This window comes from Streptomyces sp. NPDC048434 (assembly GCF_043200375.1).
GTDB lineage: Bacteria > Actinomycetota > Actinomycetes > Streptomycetales > Streptomycetaceae > Streptomyces.
In genome coordinates this window covers 32,523-52,264 of record NZ_JBICXQ010000031.1, presented here as the reverse complement: position 1 = coordinate 52,264, position 19,742 = coordinate 32,523, and the positions used below count along the sequence as shown (strand labels likewise).

General features: G+C 70.0%; 14 protein-coding genes and 4 tRNA genes. 9 read left to right on the top strand and 9 right to left on the bottom strand.

Features of this window, described 5'->3' with window-relative positions:
* The first annotated feature begins 368 nt into the window (after positions 1–368).
* Positions 369–1,928, top strand: coding sequence for an amidophosphoribosyltransferase (gene purF / locus ACGFWI_RS31135; protein WP_393909385.1), 1,560 nt, complete (start codon positions 369–371; stop codon positions 1,926–1,928).
* Between the two features lie 34 nt (positions 1,929–1,962).
* Positions 1,963–3,030, top strand: coding sequence for a phosphoribosylformylglycinamidine cyclo-ligase (purM, locus tag ACGFWI_RS31130; RefSeq protein WP_393909384.1), 1,068 nt, complete (start codon positions 1,963–1,965; stop codon positions 3,028–3,030).
* A 201-nt stretch (positions 3,031–3,231) separates the two neighbouring features.
* Here the strand turns inward: purM and ACGFWI_RS31125 are convergent, their stop codons facing one another.
* Both ACGFWI_RS31125 and ACGFWI_RS31120 read right to left on the bottom strand, forming a co-directional pair.
* Positions 3,232–3,483 carry a DUF3073 domain-containing protein gene (locus tag ACGFWI_RS31125; protein ID WP_393909383.1) on the bottom strand — a complete coding sequence of 84 codons (252 nt, stop codon included), beginning with the start codon at positions 3,481–3,483 and terminating at the stop codon, positions 3,232–3,234.
* A 319-nt stretch (positions 3,484–3,802) separates the two neighbouring features.
* Positions 3,803–4,921: a Leu/Phe/Val dehydrogenase gene (locus ACGFWI_RS31120; protein WP_393909382.1), complete on the bottom strand. Its 1,119-nt coding sequence runs from the start codon at positions 4,919–4,921 to the stop codon at positions 3,803–3,805.
* Between the two features lie 197 nt (positions 4,922–5,118).
* On the opposite strand from ACGFWI_RS31120, the gene ACGFWI_RS31115 reads away from it, so the two are divergent.
* Both ACGFWI_RS31115 and bldC read left to right on the top strand, forming a co-directional pair.
* A complete protein-coding gene (locus ACGFWI_RS31115) occupies positions 5,119–5,955 on the top strand; it encodes a hypothetical protein (RefSeq protein WP_393909381.1) in 837 nt (278 codons plus the stop codon).
* 514 nt (positions 5,956–6,469) lie between these two features.
* Complete coding sequence (gene bldC / locus ACGFWI_RS31110; RefSeq protein ID WP_003949541.1) at positions 6,470–6,676, top strand: developmental transcriptional regulator BldC; 207 nt, start codon at positions 6,470–6,472, stop codon at positions 6,674–6,676.
* A gap of 529 nt (positions 6,677–7,205) precedes the next feature.
* On the opposite strand, the gene ACGFWI_RS31105 is transcribed toward bldC, so the two are convergent.
* The 3 genes from ACGFWI_RS31105 to hrpA form a co-directional block, all read right to left on the bottom strand.
* Positions 7,206–7,439, bottom strand: coding sequence for a DUF6274 family protein (locus ACGFWI_RS31105; protein ID WP_393909380.1), 234 nt, complete (start codon positions 7,437–7,439; stop codon positions 7,206–7,208).
* A gap of 426 nt (positions 7,440–7,865) precedes the next feature.
* Positions 7,866–7,940: transfer RNA gene (locus ACGFWI_RS31100), tRNA-Asp, on the bottom strand.
* A gap of 94 nt (positions 7,941–8,034) precedes the next feature.
* Positions 8,035–12,141 carry an ATP-dependent RNA helicase HrpA gene (gene hrpA / locus ACGFWI_RS31095; protein WP_393909379.1) on the bottom strand — a complete coding sequence of 1,369 codons (4,107 nt, stop codon included), beginning with the start codon at positions 12,139–12,141 and terminating at the stop codon, positions 8,035–8,037.
* A 135-nt stretch (positions 12,142–12,276) separates the two neighbouring features.
* On the opposite strand from hrpA, the gene ACGFWI_RS31090 reads away from it, so the two are divergent.
* A complete protein-coding gene (locus tag ACGFWI_RS31090; protein WP_393909378.1) occupies positions 12,277–13,389 on the top strand; it encodes an ABC transporter permease in 1,113 nt (370 codons plus the stop codon).
* Positions 13,390–13,464: 75 nt separating this feature from the next.
* The gene (locus tag ACGFWI_RS31085) at positions 13,465–13,689 is read left to right on the top strand and encodes a hypothetical protein (RefSeq protein ID WP_393909377.1); all 225 of its coding nucleotides are present in this window, start codon (positions 13,465–13,467) and stop codon (positions 13,687–13,689) included.
* 46 nt (positions 13,690–13,735) lie between these two features.
* On the opposite strand, the gene ACGFWI_RS31080 is transcribed toward ACGFWI_RS31085, so the two are convergent.
* The 4 genes from ACGFWI_RS31080 to ACGFWI_RS31065 all read right to left on the bottom strand — a co-directional run bounded on the left by ACGFWI_RS31080 (position 13,736) and on the right by ACGFWI_RS31065 (position 15,816).
* Positions 13,736–13,809 (bottom strand) — tRNA-Phe (locus tag ACGFWI_RS31080).
* Between the two features lie 4 nt (positions 13,810–13,813).
* Positions 13,814–13,888: transfer RNA gene (locus ACGFWI_RS31075), tRNA-Asp, on the bottom strand.
* Positions 13,889–13,936: 48 nt separating this feature from the next.
* A tRNA-Glu gene (locus ACGFWI_RS31070) sits at positions 13,937–14,009 on the bottom strand.
* Positions 14,010–14,091: 82 nt separating this feature from the next.
* Positions 14,092–15,816 (bottom strand): metallophosphoesterase, encoded by a 1,725-nt coding sequence (locus ACGFWI_RS31065; protein WP_393909376.1) that lies wholly within the window; start codon positions 15,814–15,816, stop codon positions 14,092–14,094.
* 121 nt (positions 15,817–15,937) lie between these two features.
* On the opposite strand from ACGFWI_RS31065, the gene ACGFWI_RS31060 reads away from it, so the two are divergent.
* From ACGFWI_RS31060 to ACGFWI_RS31050, 3 genes are all read left to right on the top strand, one after another.
* Entirely contained in the window at positions 15,938–16,288 is a 351-nt protein-coding gene (locus tag ACGFWI_RS31060; protein WP_393909375.1) for a metallopeptidase family protein, read from the top strand.
* Between the two features lie 306 nt (positions 16,289–16,594).
* Positions 16,595–17,155 carry a hypothetical protein gene (locus ACGFWI_RS31055; protein ID WP_393909374.1) on the top strand — a complete coding sequence of 187 codons (561 nt, stop codon included), beginning with the start codon at positions 16,595–16,597 and terminating at the stop codon, positions 17,153–17,155.
* Positions 17,156–17,427: 272 nt separating this feature from the next.
* The gene (locus ACGFWI_RS31050; protein WP_393909373.1) at positions 17,428–19,608 is read left to right on the top strand and encodes a DEAD/DEAH box helicase; all 2,181 of its coding nucleotides are present in this window, start codon (positions 17,428–17,430) and stop codon (positions 19,606–19,608) included.
* Positions 19,609–19,742: the final 134 nt, after the last annotated feature.

Below are 19,742 nucleotides of genomic sequence, written 5' to 3'. Positions count from 1 at the left end.
ACGGCCGGTGAGCGGAGGTGGACGGCAGGCGGGCGGGGAGTGCGTCGCGTATCTCACACCGGCGGTACCGCCCACCTTGATGACAAGCGTCATAAAGAGAGCAAAGGGCCCATGTCGAGCTGCCCCCGAAGGAGCGGGAAGCGGAACCCGGAAATCCGCCACGGTGTGCGGAAGCCGCAGCTCAGCGAGGCGAGCGCAAGATCGGCTGAGCCGCGGAACGCGGCCGTTCAGCGGCCTGCGGAGGCAGAATTCCCGACGCACCGGCCGTGACCACGTCCCGCACGCTCAACGCGTCGTTCATGCACTCATCCAGGTATGCGGGCATCCCCGGTTCGGATGAATGCGCGACCTGCCCTAGACTCGGTGCCGTGCCACGTGGTGACGGACGACTCAGCCACGACCTGCTCCCCGGTGAGAAGGGCCCCCAGGACGCTTGCGGCGTCTTCGGTGTCTGGGCTCCGGGTGAAGAGGTCGCCAAACTCGCCTATTTCGGACTGTATGCGCTGCAGCACCGTGGACAAGAGTCCGCGGGCATCGCGGTGAGCAACGGCTCCCAGATCCTCGTTTTCAAGGACATGGGCCTGGTTTCCCAGGTCTTCGACGAGACTTCGCTCGGTTCCCTCCAGGGCCATATCGCCGTGGGCCATGCCCGCTACTCCACCACCGGTGCCTCGGTGTGGGAGAACGCCCAGCCGACGTTCCGTGCGACCGCGCACGGCTCGATCGCGCTCGGCCACAACGGCAACCTGGTCAACACCGCGGAGCTGGCGGATCTGGTCGCCGCGCTGCCCCGCGAGGGCGGCCGGGCGACCCAGGTCGCGGCCACCAATGACACCGACCTGGTCACGGCGCTGCTGGCCGGCCAGGTCGACGAGGACGGCAAGCCGCTGACCGTCGAGGAGGCCGCACCCCGCGTCCTGCCGCAGGTCAAGGGCGCCTTCTCGCTCTGCTTCATGGACGAGCACACGCTCTACACCGCCCGCGACCCGCAGGGCATCCGCCCGCTGGTCCTCGGACGCCTGGAGCGCGGCTGGGTGGTGGCCTCCGAGACCGCCGCCCTCGACATCTGCGGCGCCAGCTTCATCCGGGAGATCGAGCCCGGTGAGATGGTCGCGATCGACGAGAACGGTCTGCGCAGCAGCCGCTTCGCCGAGGCCCGTCCCAAGGGCTGTGTCTTCGAGTACGTCTACCTCGCCCGCCCGGACACCGACATCGCCGGCCGCAATGTGTACCTCTCCCGTGTGGAGATGGGCCGCAAGCTGGCCGCCGAGGCGCCGGCCGATGCCGACCTGGTGATAGCGACGCCGGAGTCCGGTACTCCCGCCGCCGTCGGATACGCCGAGGCCAGTGGCATCCCCTACGGCTCCGGCCTGGTCAAGAACTCCTACGTCGGCCGGACCTTCATCCAGCCCTCGCAGACCATCCGCCAGCTCGGTATCCGTCTCAAGCTCAACCCGCTCAAGGAAGTCATCCGCGGCAAGCGCCTGGTGGTCGTCGACGACTCGATCGTCCGCGGCAACACCCAGCGCGCCCTGGTCCGGATGCTGCGCGAGGCCGGCGCTCTCGAGGTCCACATCCGGATCTCGTCCCCGCCGATCAAGTGGCCGTGCTTCTTCGGCATCGACTTCGCCACCCGCGCGGAGCTGATCGCCAACGGGCTGAGCGTGGAGGAGATCGGCAAGTCGCTGGGCGCCGATTCGCTCGCGTACATCTCCATCGACGGCATGATCGAGGCGACCACGATCGCCAAGCCGAACCTGTGCCGCGCCTGCTTCGACGGCGAGTACCCGATGGACCTGCCCGACCCGGGGCTGCTGGGCAAGCACCTCCTGGAGTCGGAGACCGCGAGCGGGGCCACGTCCGACGTGGACGGCGTCCAGACGCTCACCGCCGGGATCGGCGGAGCCGACGCGCTGCGTCGCCCGTAGAGCTCGTCCCCACCCGACACGAAAGTTCTCCGTCATGTCAGAGACCACTGGTGCCAGCTACGCGAGCGCGGGCGTCGACATCGAAGCCGGCGACCGCGCCGTGGACCTGATGAAGGAGTGGGTGAAGAAGGCCACCCGCCCCGAGGTCGTCGGCGGCCTGGGCGGTTTCGCCGGCCTCTTCGACGCCTCCGCCCTCAAGCGGTACGAGCGCCCGCTGCTGGCCTCCGCGACCGACGGGGTCGGCACGAAGGTCGACATCGCCCGCAAGATGGGCGTCTACGACAGCATCGGCCACGACCTCGTCGGCATGGTCGTCGACGACCTGGTCGTCTGCGGCGCCGAGCCGCTGTTCATGACCGACTACATCTGCGTCGGCAAGGTCTACCCCGAGCGGGTCGCCGCGATCGTCAAGGGCATCGCCGAGGGCTGTGTGCTGGCCGGCTGCGCGCTGGTCGGCGGCGAGACCGCGGAGCACCCGGGGCTGCTGGGCGCGGACGAGTTCGATGTCGCCGGTGCCGGCACGGGCGTCGTCGAGGCCGACCGGGTGCTGGGCGCGGACCGTATCCGTACGGGCGACGCGGTGATCGCGATGGCGTCCTCCGGGCTTCACTCGAACGGGTACTCGCTGGTCCGCCATGTGCTGTTCGACCGCGCGGGAATGGCCCTGGACCGGGACATCCCGGAGTTCGGCCGCACGCTCGGCGAAGAGCTCCTGGAGCCCACCAAGATCTACTCGCTGGACTGCCTGGCGCTGACCCGTACGACCGAGGTGCACGCCTTCTCGCACATCACCGGCGGCGGCCTGGCCAACAACCTCGCCCGGGTCATCCCGGAGGGCCTGCACGCCACCGTCGACCGCGCCACCTGGACGCCGGGCCCGGTGTTCGACCTGGTCGGCTCGGTCGGCTCGGTCGACCGCCTGGAGCTGGAGAAGACCCTGAACATGGGCGTCGGCATGATCGCCGTCGTCCCGCAGGGGTCGGTGGAGGCCGCCCTGACCACGCTGGCCGACCGCGGCGTGGACGCCTGGGTCAGCGGCGAGATCACCGACCGTGGTGACCGTGCAGAGGCAGTGACCCTGACCGGTGACTACGCGAGCTGAGCGGACGGACCTGCCCCATGGCCCTGAACGGGCCATGGGCGGGAGTGCCCCCGGTGCCGGCCGGGGGAGTGCTCCCCTGTCCGGCAGCCGTCCTTGCGGCCGGCGCCCCCGCGGCCATCCGGGCAGCACAGAACCCGGTCCGGGTGATGCCCAGGACCGGGTCCGTAATGCTGTTATGGGTGCCGCGAGCGCGCAGAGTGGTCAAGCGCGACGACGTTGCTGGGACGAGTCGCCCTCGTCCTCTTCGTCGTCGTCGCCGTTGTACAGATCTGCGTACCGTGCGTACGGGTCGTCGTCCTCGTCCTCCTCGAACGGCTCTGCGTTCGGAGGCTGCTGGTTCGACGGTGATGCACCCAGCTCGTCGGCCAGTCGTGAGAGATCCGTCCCACCGCTGCTGTACTTCAGCTGGCGGGCGACCTTTGTCTGCTTGGCCTTGGCCCGGCCGCGCCCCATGGGTCGACCCCCTCAATGACGGGGCTCGATGGCCCCAGAGTCTTGACACGCGTTCATGGATCAGAGCGGGCTCTCGACAGAGAGACCGGCCCGTAGGGCTTTAACGGTACCTGCTTCCGCGGCCATACGGTACGTCGCCCGCATCACCCGCCGCTCGGCACGACCTGCAAGGCGCCCCGTCCCCGCTGGTCAACTGCGATTTTAACCTGTCCTGTACGGCGACCCGCCGACGGGTGGTGAGGGAAGTCTCCCCCGACCGCCCGTGGCGGGCCGCGCAAGGCTGCATTTCCGGCTGACAAGGCCGCATTTCCGGCCTGGGTCAGGCGTGCCGCGCCTCCGCCATGCGCTGTTCGGCCAGACGGTCGGCGGCCGCGGCGGGCGGAATGCCGTCGACCTTCGCGCGAGCGAATATCGCCAGGGTGGTGTCGAAGATCTTCGCTGCCTTGGTCTTGCAGCGGTCGAAGTCGAAGCCGTGCAGCTCATCGGCCACCTGGATGACACCGCCGGCGTTCACGACGTAGTCGGGGGCGTAAAGGATGCCGCGGTCGGACAGATCCTTCTCGACGCCGGGGTGGGCGAGCTGGTTGTTGGCCGCGCCGCACACCACCTTCGCGGTCAGCACCGGCAGCGACTCATCACTCAGCGCACCGCCCAGCGCGCACGGCGCATATACGTCCAAGCCCTCGGTGCGGATCAGCGCCTCGGTGCCCGCGACTGCCGTGACCTGCGGGTACTTGGCGCGGACCCGCTCCATGGAGTCGGCCCGGACGTCCGTGATCACGACCTCGGCGCCGTCGTTGAGGAGATGCTCGACGAGGAGGTGGCCGACCTTGCCGACACCCGCGATGCCGACCTTGCGGCCGCGCAGCGTCGGGTCGCCCCAGGCGTGCTGGGCCGAGGCGCGCATGCCCTGGAAGACGCCGTAGGCGGTCAGGACCGAGGAGTCGCCGGCGCCGCCGTTCTGGGGGGAGCGGCCGGTGGTCCACTTGTTCGTACGGGCGATGACGTCCATGTCGGCGACGTACGTACCGACATCGCAGGCGGTGACATAGCGGCCGCCGAGCGAGCCCACGAACCGGCCGTAGGCGAGCAGGAGTTCCTCGGTCTTGATCAGATCGGGGTCACCGATGATCACGGCCTTGCCGCCGCCGTGGTCCAGCCCGGCGAGGGCGTTCTTGTAGGACATGCCGCGCGACAGGTTCAGGGCGTCCAGCACGGCCTCCTCCTCGGAGGCGTAGGCATGGAAGCGCGTGCCACCGAGCGCGGGGCCCAGGGCGGTGCTGTGGATGGCGATCACGGCCTTCAGGCCGCTGGCGCGGTCCTGGCAGAGAGCCACCTGCTCATGGCCCCCCTGCTCCGACCGGAACAGGGTGTGCAGAACGCCGCCGTCGGTGCCGGCGTGGGCCGGACGTACGTCAGTCACTGTGGTGACTCCCATAAGTCGCGAAGGATGCCCTCCTACGGGTGGGGAGGGCCGGTTGAAAAGAGCGTAAGACCTGCCGGGCCGGTTGATCGGTCGGGTGCCCAGGATCACCCTCTCCCGGGGGACGGGCATGGGACGATCTGGTCGTATCGCAGGCCGGCGGGGGCCCTCGGGATCTCCCGGCGGTGGATTTCCCCTTTGAAGGAGCGGGCGTGGCCCTGGCGTCGTCGGTGAAGGTCCCGTACATGGCATATCTACGGGTCTACGAGCCGCTGGCTGCGTTTCCCGAGCCGGAGCGCAGTCACTGGGCGCGCTATGCCAAACGGGAGGACACCCCCACCGCCCAGGACGAGCAGCGCCGGGCGCTGGCCGATCTGCTGGCGACCCCACCGGCGCCGGTGCCGGTCCATGAGAGTGCGGACGCCTTCATCGCCGTCGTGAACGAGGTGACATGCGTCTGTCCGTGGCGCACCCGGCTGCGCGGCTGGCAGGCCCTGGAGGCGCTGGACGAGCTGCTGCCGGCGTCGGTACTGGATGTGGCGCTGCCCCCGGTGGTGCGTCTGCAGGCGGCCACCGACTACGAGCGGTGGCGGGAGCGCAACCCGGACGCCAGGCCCTGGATCCGCGGGGCGGCCTGGCACGTCCCGGTCCGCTGGTTCGTGCTGTTCGACGACGACGAGCGGGAGTACACGAAGGGTGACCAGGCCCCTGTACTGCGTTACCGGACGCCCATGGTGCAGGCGCGGCGACGGGTCGCACGGGGGCTGCGCACGCTGCGGGACGCCCTGGAAGAGGGGCTGCTGATCGACGGCCTGGTAGATGTGGGGCGCTGGCTCGAGGAATTCCATCCGCGCTCGCTCGTGGAGCTGGACTACGGAGGGCTGGTGCACGCGGTGCCCGAGGAGCAGCTCGCCGAGGACCGTTCCGCCGCCGAGGTGGCGGAGGGGCTGGCGGCGCTGCGCGACGGGGACGGCGAGCGGGCCGGGGTCGCGTACGAGAAGCTTTCCCAGCGGTGGCGTGCGGTGCGAGAACGTCAGTTCTCCAGCTGAGCGGCGACGCGGTGGCAGAGGTTTACTGAGCGGAAGCTTTGTGTCCGCTTTTCGGTGGTCGGACGGTAGGGGACGTAGGCCCTGATCCGGGCGATTGCCTCAAGCGTGACCTAAAGCACTGACATCGGGTCTTGCTCCCAAGCCATACCCTCGTGCCAAAATAGGACAAGGAGCCCGAGGTGGGCTCCTTCCGTCCAACTAAGGGCGGATAGATCGGTATTGCGGTCCTTGAGGGGTCTCGTGGCGGCTGATCACGTTGTGACTGATCGTCACGGACGGGTGACTGTCCGCTATGACACGGTCCATCGGCTTCCGTCGAGGTTGAACACCTGAGAGGGCAATTCCATCGGTTTGGCCGACGTGGCTGGACAGATGGTGTAGTTGTAGTGCCGAGGACAAGCCGTTCGTCCTATAACCGACTCGGCCCGCGTCCGCCATTTCGGGCAACGTGGGTCAAGGTGCAGAATTTAGAGGAAAGAACCGTGATGGTTCGGTTCTCCCGAGGAGGCCGCTCATGACCGCTCGCACCCCTGACGCCGAGCCGCTGCTTACCCCTGCCGAGGTCGCCACGATGTTCCGCGTGGACCCGAAGACGGTGACTCGCTGGGCCAAGGCAGGCAAGCTCACGTCCATCCGCACGCTCGGAGGGCATCGGCGTTACCGCGAGGCTGAGGTCCGCGCACTGCTCGCGGGTATCCCGCAGCAGCGCAGCGAGGCCTGAATAACCGCATAACCAGGCCGTTTTCGGGGCCCCCAACCCGAAAATGCCTGCTTTGCACCCCTGGCTCGACCTGCTTCACCATGCTTCACACAGCTTCATACGACGCGGCGCCTGCCCCAACAGGCCCCACACCCGCTCCATCTGGGTACGTCATCGATCGCGCTGGACTCCGCCGGGTCCAGCGCGATCTTTTTGTGTGCGCCCGCTTCAGGGCTCGTCAGAGCGGTCGGGTCGCCCCGGCGCCGACACCCCTCCGGATGCCGGTCACGGTGCCTTCACGGGTCCTGTGGGGGCCTTTGTGCGCGGACCCTGTGGGCTCGTTACTGACCCGTTCACAGGTAGTGCAATTGCACATATTAAATTGACCGGTTGTATGGGGGGTGTAAGTTCCACATCCCGCCAAACTTGTTCGGTGACACCCGTCACACTACGCGGCGCTTGAAGACGATACGTCCGCTGCGGTAGAGAACTTCCCCCCGCCACGCCCAACAGCCTGCCGCCGCGCAGGCGGTGGCACATCCGTCGTTGGTCATCGGATCGCGGGACTTCCGTCCTCGGCCGCCGGCGGCTCACAGGCAGCCGAAGGCGGGACGGTGGCGGACGCGGCCGCCGGATCCCCGGAGCGGGCCGTGTGCGGCTCCATGGCGAGCCGCAGCAGCTGGTGGCAGATGGGGCAGTGCCGCGTCAGATGGCGATAGCCCGTGGCCGCCGACAGATGAGCCCGCAGCAACGCCCTGGTCTCGTGTCGTACCGCAGTCGTCATGGTGCATACCTCCCCGGCCCCCGTGCCCTCCCTCAGTGAGTACCGGCGGTACGTGCCGCCGTCAATACGGCGGGCAGCAAACCGGCTACGCACCGCATTCGGTGGGGGCGGATGTGGACAGAGGTACGGCCCGCGTTCGGTGGGGCCGCGAGCGGAGCGCGGCGGTACAGCCAACCGGTCCGCCAGGGGGAGGGGCGGAGAGGTGTTCGCATCGGCCCGCGGTACGAGCAGGGGAAGCGGTACGACCCCCAACGGCTCGCGGTGCGGGCGGGGCAAGCGGCACGGCCCGCACCGGTTCGCGATGCGGGCCGTACGGGAGTGTCCTGACGGGATGTGCGGTGTCCGGGGCCGGCCGCGCGGTGGGATGCGGGCGGTCCGGAACAGCAGTACGGCCCGCATCCGAGAAGGATGCGGGCCGTAAAAATGCGGTCCTGACGGGATTTGAACCCGCGGCCTCCACCTTGACAGGGTGGCGAGCACTCCAAGCTGCTCCACAGGACCTTGCGTTTCGCTTTCCGCTTGCGGCGGGCTGCGAAGCAAGACTGTACAGCAGGTCAGGGGGTGCGGTCGAACTCGATACCGGCAGCCCTGGTTCCTACGGCGCGGCGGCGTCCACGGCCTTCACGATGCGCTTGTCGGAGACCGGATACGCGGTGCCCAGAGCATGCGCGAAGTAGCTCACCCGGAGCTCCTCGATCATCCAGCGGATCTCCAGGGCCGCGGCCGGTACCGGGCGGCCCTGCGGGAACTGCTCCAGCAGCCAGGCGTATTCGTCCTGCATCTCCTTCACCTTCGCCATACGGGTGCGGTCCCGCTCGGCGTGGGTGGGCAGCTGCTGCAGCCGGCGGTCGGCGGCCACCAGATAGCGCATCAGGTCCGGCAGCCGCTTGGCGCCGTGCGCCGTGACGAAGCCCGGCTTGATCAGCGCCGCCAGCTGCTCCTTGACGTCCGCGAGCGACGGCAGCAGGGAGGGGAACGTCGTCTCCTTCAGCCGGCGCTCGCACGCCTGCCAGGCGGCCAGCACCTCCTGGACCTGCTGGATGGTCCTGAGCGTGACGTCCACCAGGTCGGTGCGGACCGCGTCGAACAGCTTCCGGAAGGACTCCTCGTCCCACGCCGGACCGCCCCGGGCCGCGATCAGGCGGTCGGCGGCGGCGGTCACACAGTCCTCGAAGAGCGCCGTGATGGAGCCGTGCGGATTACGGGACAGCGCCAGCTTCTGCTGATTGCTGAGCTTGCCCTGCGCGAACTTGGCCGGATTGGACGGGATGTTGAGCAGGATGAGCCGGCGGGTGCCCGCCCACATCGCCGTGAGCTGCTCGGCCTCGGTGTCGAAGAGGCGTACGGCGACGCTGCTGCCCTCGTCGACCAGCGCCGGGTAGGCCTTCAGCGGCTGGCCCCCGCGCCGGGTCTCGAAGGTGCGCGCCAGGGTGCCGATCGTCCACGACGTCAGCCCGGTCCGCTGCTCCGGGCCGGCCGGCGCCGGTCCGTCGCCCGCGCCGCCCTTGCGGTCCCCGGCGGGCCGGTCGGCGGCCTGCTCGAAGGCCTTGGAGATGGCCGCCCTGGTCTTCGGTTTGAGCTTCAGCCGCAGCGCCTCCAGGTCCTTGTCCTCGGCGAGCTTGTGACGGCGCTCGTCGACCACCCGGAAGGTGATCCTGAGGTGGTCGGGGATCTTGTCCGGGTCGAAGTCGGCGGCGTCGACCGGTACGCCCACCATCCGCTGCAGCCCCGCGGCCAGAGACGTCGTCAGGGCGCCCTGCAGGGGGACCGTGGAGTCCAGGAAGCGGGCCGCGAAGTTCGGCGCGGGGACGTAGTTACGGCGGATCGGCTTGGGAAGTGACCGGATCAGCTCCGTCACCAGCTGTTCGCGCAGGCCGGGGATCTGCCAGTCGAAGCCCTCGGAGGAGACCTGGTTGAGGACCTGGAGGGGGATGTGGACGGTCACGCCGTCCGCGTCGGCGCCGGGCTCGAACTGGTAGGTGACCTTGAACTTCAGCTTTCCCTGCCGCCAGGAATCCGGATAGTCGTCCTTCGTGACGGCCTCGGCGGATTCATTGATGAGCATCGAGTGCTCGAAGTTCAGCAGCTCCGGCTCTTCCCGGTGCTGCTTCTTCCACCAGGCGTCGAAATGCGCACCGGAGACCACATCGGCCGGAATGCGCTGGTCATAGAAGTCGAAGAGGGTCTCGTCGTCCACGAGAATGTCGCGGCGCCGGGCGCGGTGCTCCAACTCCTCGACCTCGCCGAGAAGTTTGCGGTTGTCATGGAAGAACTGGTGATGGGTGCGCCAGTCGCCCTCGACCAGGGCGTTGCGGATGAACAGATCCCGCGAAGTCTCCGGGTCGATACGGCCGTAGGCGATCTTGCGCTGGGCGACGATCGGGACGCCGTAGAGCGTCACCCGCTCGTACGCCATCACCGCGGCCATCTTCTGTTCCCAGTGCGGCTCGCTGTACGTCCGCTTCACCAGATGCTGGGCGAGCGGCTCGATCCACTCCGGCTCGATCTTCGCATTCACCCGCGCCCACAGGCGGGACGTCTCGACCAGCTCGGCGGACATCACCCAGCGCGGTGGCTTCTTGAAGAGCGCGGAGCCGGGGAACACCGCGAACTTGGCGCTGCGGGCGCCCAGATATTCGTTCTTGGCGTCCGTGTCCTTGATGCCAATGTGCGAGAGCAAACCGGAAAGCAGGGAGGTGTGGATATGGTCCGGCGCCGCATCCTCCTCGCTGAGGTGAATGCCCATGGTCTTGGCGACCGAACGCAGCTGGGAGTAGATGTCCTGCCACTCACGTATCCGCAGGTAATTCAGGAACTCGCTCCGGCACATCCGGCGGAAGGCGGAGGAGGACAGCTCCTTCTGCTGCTCGCGGATGTAGCGCCAGAGGTTGAGGAAGGCGAGGAAGTCGGAGGTCTCGTCCCTGAAGCGGGCGTGCTGCTGATCGGCCTGCTGCTGTTTGTCGGCGGGCCGCTCGCGCGGGTCCTGGATGGACAGCGCCGCCGCGATGACCATGACCTCGCGGACACAGCCGTTGCGGTCGGCCTCCAGCACCATCCGTGCCAGCCGCGGGTCGACCGGCAGCTGGGAGAGCTTGCGGCCGAGCGGGGTCAGGCGCTTCTTGGGGTCCTTCTGCCGGGCGTCGAGCGCCCCGAGCTCGCTCAGCAGATCGACGCCGTCCTTGATGTTGCGGCGGTCCGGCGGGTCGATGAACGGGAACTTCTCGATGTCGCCCAGGCCGGCCGCGGTCATCTGCAGGATGACGGAGGCGAGGTTCGTACGGAGGATCTCGGCGTCCGTGAACTCGGGACGGGAGAGGAAGTCGTCCTCGGAGTAGAGGCGGATGCAGATGCCGTCGCTGGTACGGCCGCAGCGGCCCTTGCGCTGATTGGCGCTGGCCTGCGAGACCGGCTCGATCGGCAGCCGCTGGACCTTGGTGCGGTAGCTGTAGCGGGAGATACGGGCCATGCCCGGGTCGATGACGTACCGGATGCCCGGGACGGTCAGCGAGGTCTCGGCGACGTTCGTGGCCAGCACGATCCGTCTGCCCGTGTGCCGCTGGAAGACGCGGTGCTGCTCGGCGTGCGAGAGCCGCGCGTACAGGGGGAGGACCTCGGTGAACGGCAGGGCCTTCTTGTTGAGTGCGTCCGCGGTGTCGCGGATCTCCCGCTCGCCGGAGAGGAAGACCAGGATGTCGCCGGGGCCTGCCGACTGCAGCTCGTCCACGGCGTCGCAAATCGCGGTGATCTGGTCGCGGTCGGAGTCCTGGCCGCCCTCTTCCAGCAGCGGGCGATAGCGCACCTCCACCGGATACGTACGGCCGGAGACCTCGACGATCGGGGCACTCGGCTTCGCCCCGTCCTCGCCCCCGGAGGCGCCCGACGGACCCGGAGCACCCTCGTCGTCCGTCGCCGCCACGGCGGCGAAGGTGCCGAAGTGCCGCGCGAACCGCTCCGGGTCGATGGTCGCGGACGTGATCACGACCTTCAGGTCCGGGCGCCGGGGCAGCAGCTGGGCCAGGTAGCCGAGGATGAAGTCGATGTTGAGGCTGCGCTCGTGCGCCTCGTCGATGATGATCGTGTCGTACTGGCGCAGCTCGCGGTCCGTCTGGATCTCGGCGAGCAGAATGCCGTCCGTCATCAGCTTGACGAGGGTGTCGCCGCCGACCTGGTCGGTGAAGCGGACCTTCCAGCCGACCGCCTCGCCCAGCGGGGTCGCGAGCTCCTCGGCCACCCGCTCGGCGACCGTACGGGCCGCGATCCGGCGGGGCTGGGTGTGCCCGATCAGCCCCCGGATTCCGCGGCCGAGCTCCAGACAGATCTTGGGGATCTGCGTCGTCTTGCCGGAGCCGGTCTCACCGGCGACGATCACGACCTGGTGGTCGCGGATCGCGGCGAGGATCACGTCCTTCTTCTGGCTGACCGGCAGCTCTTCCGGATACCTGATCCGGGGCACCGCGGCGCGCCGCTGGGCGACCCGCAGCTCCGCCTCGTCGATACCGTCGGCGATCTCGGCGAGTACGGCCGTCCGGGCGTCGGGCTTACGGATCCGGCGCGCGCCGTCGAGCCGTCGCCCCAGCCGCTGCTGGTCCCGGAGCATCAGCTCGGGCAGACGTTCCAGCAGTGCGGGGAGGGTGGGAGCGGAGGTGCCGGACACGGCGGGAGCTTTGCCGTCGGGCAGGGCGGAGGCAGGCTGACTGGACATACGTCCCCCAGGATCTCACCTCACGTAATCGACTGGCGAACCATTTGCCCGCACGGCCGGATCGCGGGCACCGAGGCCGCCGCGTACGGGGTATCTGCCCGGGTATGTCCGGCATCGCTGCTTTAGCGTGTTCCTATGTCTGATCATCGCGGCGATTCCGGCCCGCCCGAGGACTCCGGCCCGCGCGACGGTGGACCCGCTCCGGACGGCGCACACGGCGGGCCGCGGACCCCGGCGGAGAAGTGGACGGCCTTCAAGAAGTCGCCCTACTTCCCCGCGGTCGTGCTGATCTTCATCGTCGCCGCGGCGGCCGGGCTGTTCGCCGGCTCGTACACCTACGCCATGGCCAATCCGACCCCGCGGTCCATCCCCACCGCCGTGGTCGGCTCCCCCGACACCCCGCCGGTGAAAGCGTTCACCCAGGGGATGGAGAAGGCGCTGAGTGCTTCGCTCCAGCTGACCGGCTACGCCACGTACGGCCGGGCCCGGCGGGCCGTCGACGAGCAGGAGGAGTTCGCGATTCTGCGCGCCCGCGGCAAGGGCGTGGAGCTGGATGTGTCCGGCGCCTCGGGCGCCACGGTGGCGCAGCTGCTCGCCCAGTCCGGCGCGAAGGTCGGCAAGGCGATCGGCGTCGACGTCCGGATCCGGGACATCAAGCCGCTGCAGAAGGGCGATCCGCGCGGGCTTGCGCTGTTCTACATCTCGCTGGCCGCGGTGATCATCGGCTTCGTCGGCGCGATCCAGCTCAGCGTGCATGCCAGCGCCCTGGAACCGGCCGAGCGGATCGCCTGCACCGCGGTCTATGCGCTGCTGGGGGGCTTCTCCATTGCGGCGGTGGTCGACTGGTGGCTGGGTGCGCTGCGGCTGCCGTTCATGGAGTCCTGGCTGATCCTCGCGCTGACGATGTTCACGTCCGGCATGGTCTTCTCGATGTTCAACGCCCTCATGGGGCGCTGGGCGATGATCCCCACCTGGGGACTGATGGTGCTGCTGGGCAACCCCTCCTCGGGCGGCGCGGTTTCCTGGCCGCTGCTGCCCTCCGCCCTCGGCCTCGTCGGCCGCTGGCTGCCTCCGGGCGGCTCGGTCAACGCCCAGCACACCGCCGTCTACTTCGGCGGCCACCAGCACGCCTTCCCCTTCCTGGTGCTGGCCGGCTGGTCGGTGCTCTCGTGCACGGTCTTCTGGGTCTGGCGGCACCGCCACCCGGGTGGCCGCGACACGACGCCGGCGCCTGCCGCGGACGCGTGAGACAGCGGGCCCGCGGGCGAGGGCGCCGGGCGAAAAGCGATTTCGACGCCCGTGCGCATGCGCGAGGATGACCGCATGGACAAGGGATTACGGCAGATGGCGGGTATCGCCGTGATGGCCGCCGGTATCGCGTGCGCCGCCTGGCTGGTCTTCGGCGCGCCGCACGGCTGGGAAGGCGATGTGCGGCTGGTGCGGATGGCGATGGGCCTCGGGGCCACGGGGGTGATCAGCGGCGGCGCCCGGCTGATCTTCTGGAAGCCGGAGAGCGAGCGCGCCGGGAAACCGTCGCCGACCGGATAGGAAGAAGGCCCCGATTCGAGGAATCGGGGCCTTCTTCCAATGGGTGTGGCTGGGGCCGGGGTCGAACCGGCGACCTATCGCTTTTCAGGCGATCGCTCGTACCAACTGAGCTACCCAGCCGCAGCGGTCCTGACGGGATTTGAACCCGCGGCCTCCACCTTGACAGGGTGGCGAGCACTCCAAACTGCTCCACAGGACCTTGCATTGTGCGAAAGCGGCGTGAACCAGTCTCGCACACGGTGATGCGTGCCCCCAACGGGATTCGAACCCGTGCTACCGCCTTGAAAGGGCGGCGTCCTGGGCCACTAGACGATGAGGGCTGGTGGCCACCTTGGCGTCGTTACCGGCGCCGTCGGGGACGTGAGAAGCATATGGGATGGGAGGACCGTTCGCCAAAACGGTTTACCGGGGGCTGCCGGAAGGGCTCCTGGCCGGGTGGGAAGGGGTGCCGGACGGCGAGCCGGACGAGGGCCTGGCCGAGTGCGGAGAGCCGGACGGCGAGGGCGTGGCGCCGGGTTGGTTCTCGCGGGGGAGGTGGCGGCTGACCTCGGCCCGCGACAGGCCCAGTCCGCCGAGGGTGATCTCGTCCCACGCCTGCAGCCGTTTCGTCGTCCGGTCCAGATAGAGCACCGACGCCTCGACCGGTGCGGGCTTCTTGTTCTGCACCGCGCGCAGCCCGCCGCCGCCCGTGGAGCCCTCGACCATCAGCCGGGTGCCCTGGGGGAGCGTGGTGTTCTCGCGGTGGTGGATATGGCCGGCCAGCGCCAGCGGGGCCAGGCCGTCCGCCTCGGTCGCCGCGGTGGGGTTGTGGGCCAGCGCGATATCGACGGGGGTGCCGGCCAGCCGCTCGGTGCGCAGCGAGTCGGCGAGCCGGCCGCCGGCGGTGCGCTCGGCGGGGTCGCCGGCCGCCACCACGGAGCGGTCCGGAGTGAACTGCGGGTCGCCGACACCCGCGATGCGTACGCCGGCGACCCGGGCGACCTTGCCGTGGTCGAGGACGGTGACGTGGGTGCGGCCGGTCAGGTACTTCTGCGTGCTGTGTGAGTCGTGGTTGCCGCGCACCCAGACGTACGGGGCGCCGAGGGCGGAGGCCGGGTCCAGGAAGTGGTTCTCGGCGGCCGAGCCGTGGTCCATGGTGTCGCCGGTGTCGATGATCACGTTGATCCGGTACTGCTTCACCAGGGAGGCGATGATCCGCCAGCTGCCCGGGTTGAGGTGGATGTCGGAGACATGCAGAACCCGGATGGTGGTGGGGTCCGGCTGGTACACCGGCAGCGTCGAGGTGGCGTCGTAGAGCTTGGTCACGTTGGTGACCAGGCGCGCCAACTCCTTCTGGTAGACGTTGAATTCGCTGACGATGTTGCGGGCGTTGCCGACCACGGACGGGGCCGAGGAGAGCAGTCCGGAGAACTTCGGTTCCAGTACGGACTTGGGGTTCCAGGTGGCGTACGCGGTCCCCGCGGAGGCGGCGAGCAGGGCGAGCGCCAGACCCCCGGCGGCCAGCGCGCGGCGCGGGCGGCGGTAGACGGCCAGCCCCAGCGCCGCTGCGCCGGACGCCACGGCGACGCAGGAGTGCAGCGCGAGCCCCAGGGTGCCGCGGGTGACGTCGTGGGTGACCTCGTCCTGCAGGCCGGCGAACCTCTCGGGGTGGTCGACCAGCGTCCGGGAGCGGACCGGATCCAGCCGGTCGACATCGACATCGAGCCGTACGGGTGCGTAGTGGCTGCTCAGTTCCAGGTCGCCGAGGGGCGGGACATTGATCCTGGTGCCGCCGGTCAGCGAGGGGCGCAGCGCCATGCTGGTGTCCATGGGGCCGACGGGGGCGTGGACGCCGCCGATCAGGGCCAGCCCCAGCCAGGCACCGAGGGCGGTGACGGCCATCAGGCCGAGGGCGGAGCGCAGGGGGCGGCGCGGGGCGTCATCGAGCAGGGGGGTGGGGGGTGACGGGTGGCCAAGGGGCGGCGGCCTGGTGCGGGTGGCAGCGGAGGACGTACGGCGGGAGCGGTAGGCGCGGCGGACGGCTGCGGGCAGTGCGGGTACGCCGTTGAGCCAGGTACGGAGCAGCCGGTGCAGCGGGTGGTGCGGTGTGTCGGGGTTCGGTATCCGGGAGCGCGCGGCGCGGGCCATTGGTCCCGTATGCCCTGCCGTGGTGCCCGTTAAGCGGGGAGCGGTGGCTTCCGGTTGGGGTGCGGTATGGCGTGCGGACCGCGACGATCGGTCGTGGGGCCGGGTGGCGGAGAATGGTGGTGTGCTGGAAATGATGCGCGAGGAGTTCGAGGAACTGGTCGCCGAGGCGCTGGACCGGATTCCGCCGGAGCTGACCCGGCTGATGGACAACGTGGCAATCTTCGTCGAGGACGAGCCCCCGTCCGGCGATCCCGAGCTGCTCGGGCTGTACGAGGGGACGCCGCTGACCGACCGTGGGGAGTGGTACGCGGGGGTGCTGCCGGACCGGATCACCGTCTACCGGGGGCCGACGCTGCGGATGTGCGACACGCGCGAGGATGTGGTCGCGGAGACCGAAGTGACGGTCGTTCATGAGATCGCGCACCACTTCGGGATCGACGACGAGCGGCTGCACGCGCTCGGCTACGGCTAGGCCTGTCCGAGGGCGGGGTCCCCGCGGCCGGCGCTTATCGGCCAGGTCCGCGGGGCCGGGTCTTACGGGGCGGCGCGGGTCCGGGTCCGGCCGGAAGGCGCGGCCGGTGCGATCGGCCGGGCCGCGTGCGTGTCCTCAGGTGGGGAGCGGGAGTTGGGCAGGGCGTCCGTGCCGCTGTCCCTGCGCTCCGGATCCGGAGGTCCCGCCGTGCGCCCGAGCCCCTGCCACCACTCGTCCCTGACGCCGACACCGTCCCCGTCGTCGTCCACCACCCCTGCCCCCTCGTCGCGCCCGCCTGCGCGCCGTATGTCCTCCCGGGCCGTCGCCGCGGCCGTGGCCGTCTCCGCGCTGGCCGCTTCGCTGGCCGGCTGTATGAGCGTGAGCGATCCGGAGAAACCGAGACCGTCCGGCAGTACCGCGCGCCACGACGGGAGGGACGGGCTGTCCGGCCCCGGCGGGGTGACCGTGGACGGCCGTGGCGGCGGAGCGCGGCGGATGGGCCACAACGGCGCCGGGCACCCGGCCGACGGCGACGACAAGGTGGAGAAGTCGTCGGGGAGTGCAAAGCCGACGCCGTCCGAGCCCGGTACGCCGTCCCAGCCCGTGCAGCCGTCGGGCCCCGAGCCGGGCGCGGGCGGTGCCCACGGCGGTTCCGACGGTCACGGCCGCCCCGGGCACCCGAAGCCGACGCCGTCCCGCCCCGACCACCCCGTCACCCCGCCGGCCTCACCCCCGCCCAGTACGCCCCCCGCGCAGCCGACCCCGCCGCCGAGCAACCCCCCGCCGCCGAGCTCCCAGGCCTCCGGACCGTCCCCCGTCGCACCGATGTCGCCGTCGTCCTCGTACCTGTACGAGGACGACGCATAGCGGATCAAGGAGGGGCACGGCGGAAGGGCGCATGCCCTCGTGCGGGCAGGGGGCGTCAGGGGCGGACGGCAGGGGGCCGGAAGGTCATTTGCCATCCGGGGGCGGGAGTGCGTATGGTGGTAGATCGTTTGATCCCATTTGCCCGGCGCCAGAAAAGAAGCGCGCCGCGTGGCGCGTTCTCTCCCTTGCCGTGGCTGACCGCATAGAGGCGGTCGTGTGAAACACACGGAGTTTGGGCGCGTGCCGAGACTCCGGAAGGTTTCGCATTTCGCATGTCCATTTCCACTGAGCAGTCCGTCATGCCCGCACTCGACGAGCAGACGGTTCCCGAGGTGACGGCGGCCGACGAGGCGCCCGAGACCGACGCGGCGGAAGCCGCCACCGACACCGTCACCTTCGCCGACCTCGGACTGCCCGAGGGCGTCGTCCGCAAGCTCGCACAGAACGGCGTCACCACCCCCTTCCCGATCCAGGCCGCGACCATTCCGGACGCGCTGGCCGGCAAGGACATCCTCGGCCGCGGCCGCACCGGCTCCGGCAAGACGCTCTCCTTCGGTCTGCCGACCCTGGCCCAGCTCGCCGGCGGCAGCACCGAGAAGAAGAAGCCCCGCGCGATCATCCTCACCCCGACCCGTGAGCTCGCGATGCAGGTCGCGGACGCGCTCCAGCCGTACGGCGACGTGCTCGGCCTGAAGATGAAGGTCGTCTGCGGCGGTACGTCCATGGGCAACCAGATCTACGCCCTGGAGCGCGGCGTCGACGTCCTCGTCGCCACCCCGGGCCGGCTGCGCGACATCATCAACCGTGGCGCCTGCTCCCTGGAGAACGTCCAGGTCGCGGTCCTCGACGAGGCCGACCAGATGTCCGACCTGGGCTTCCTGCCCGAGGTCACCGAGCTGCTCGACCAGATCCCCGGCGGCGGCCAGCGGATGCTCTTCTCCGCCACCATGGAGAACGAGATCGGCACCCTGGTCAAGCGCTACCTGACCAACCCGGTCACCCACGAGGTCGACAGCGCCCAGGGCAATGTCACGACCATGACCCACCACGTCCTCGTCGTGAAGCCGAAGGACAAGGCGCCGGTCACCGCCGCCATCGCCGCCCGCAAGGGCCGCACCATCATCTTCGTCCGCACCCAGCTGGGCGCCGACCGCATCGCCGAGCAGCTCGTCGAGTCCGGTGTGAAGGCCGACGCGCTGCACGGCGGCATGACGCAGGGCGCGCGCACCCGGGTGCTCGCGGACTTCAAGGACGGCTACGTCAACGCGCTGGTCGCCACCGACGTCGCCGCCCGCGGTATCCACGTCGACGGCATCGACCTGGTCCTGAACGTCGACCCCGCCGGTGACCACAAGGACTACCTGCACCGCTCGGGCCGTACCGCCCGCGCCGGCCGGTCCGGCACCGTCGTCTCGCTGTCGCTGCCGCACCAGCGCCGGCAGATCTTCCGCCTGATGGAGGACGCGGGCGTGGACGCCTCGCGCCACATCGTCGGCGGCTCCGGTGCCTTCGACGAGGACGTCGCCCGGATCACCGGTGCGCGTTCGCTCACCGAGGTCCAGGCCGAGTCGGCGAACAACACCGCCAAGCAGGTCGAGCGTGAGGTGAGCGAGCTCACCAGCGAGCTGGAGCGCCTGCAGCGCCGCGCCACCGAGCTGCGCGAGGAGGCCGACCGGCTGACCGCCCGCGCCGCCCGTGAGCGTGGCGAGGACCCGGCCGAGGCGCTTGCCGCCGCCGCCGAGACCGCCGAGGCCGAGGTCGCCGCCGCGGCCGCCGTACCGGCCCAGGCCGGTGCGTCGGACGAGCGCCGCGACGACCGGGGCAACTTCGAGCGCCGTGAGCGTCGTGACGACCGTTCCGGTGGTGGCTTCAACCGCGACCGTCGTGACGACCGTTCCGGTGGTGGCTTCAACCGTGACCGTCGCGATGACCGTTCCGGTGGCCGTTCCTTCAACCGTGACGACCGTTCCGGTGGTGGCTTCAACCGCGACCGTCGTGACGACCGTTCCGGTGGCGGCTTCAACCGTGACCGTCGCGATGACCGTTCCGGTGGCCGTTCCTTCAACCGTGACGACCGTTCCGGTGGTGGCTTCAACCGCGACCGTCGCGACGACCGTTCCGGTGGCGGCTTCAACCGTGACGACCGTTCCGGTGGTGGCTTCAACCGTGACGACCGTTCCGGTGGTGGCTTCAACCGCGACCGTGGCGACCGTCCGAGCCGCCCGTTCAACCGTGACGACCGCTCCGGTGGCCGTCCGTCCTCCGGCGGCTACCGCTCCGGTGGCGGCGACCGCCCGTTCAACCGTGACGACCGCTCCGGTGGCCGTCCGTCCTCCGGTGGCCACCGCTCCGGCGGCGACCGTCCGTACGGCCGCCGTGACGACCACCGTGGCGCCACGACCGGCTCCTCCGGCCGCCGTGACGACAAGCCGCGCTGGAAGCGCAACGGCTGATCACCGACGCTGATCCGCAGGGCCCGTACGCACTCAAGTGCCGTACGGGCCCTGCGCGTTGAGGGGCGGGCCGCGCGTCCCGTCCGGCCCGCCGGCGGGCTCCGCGGCGGCCGGCCGGGCAGCCTGATCCCTAA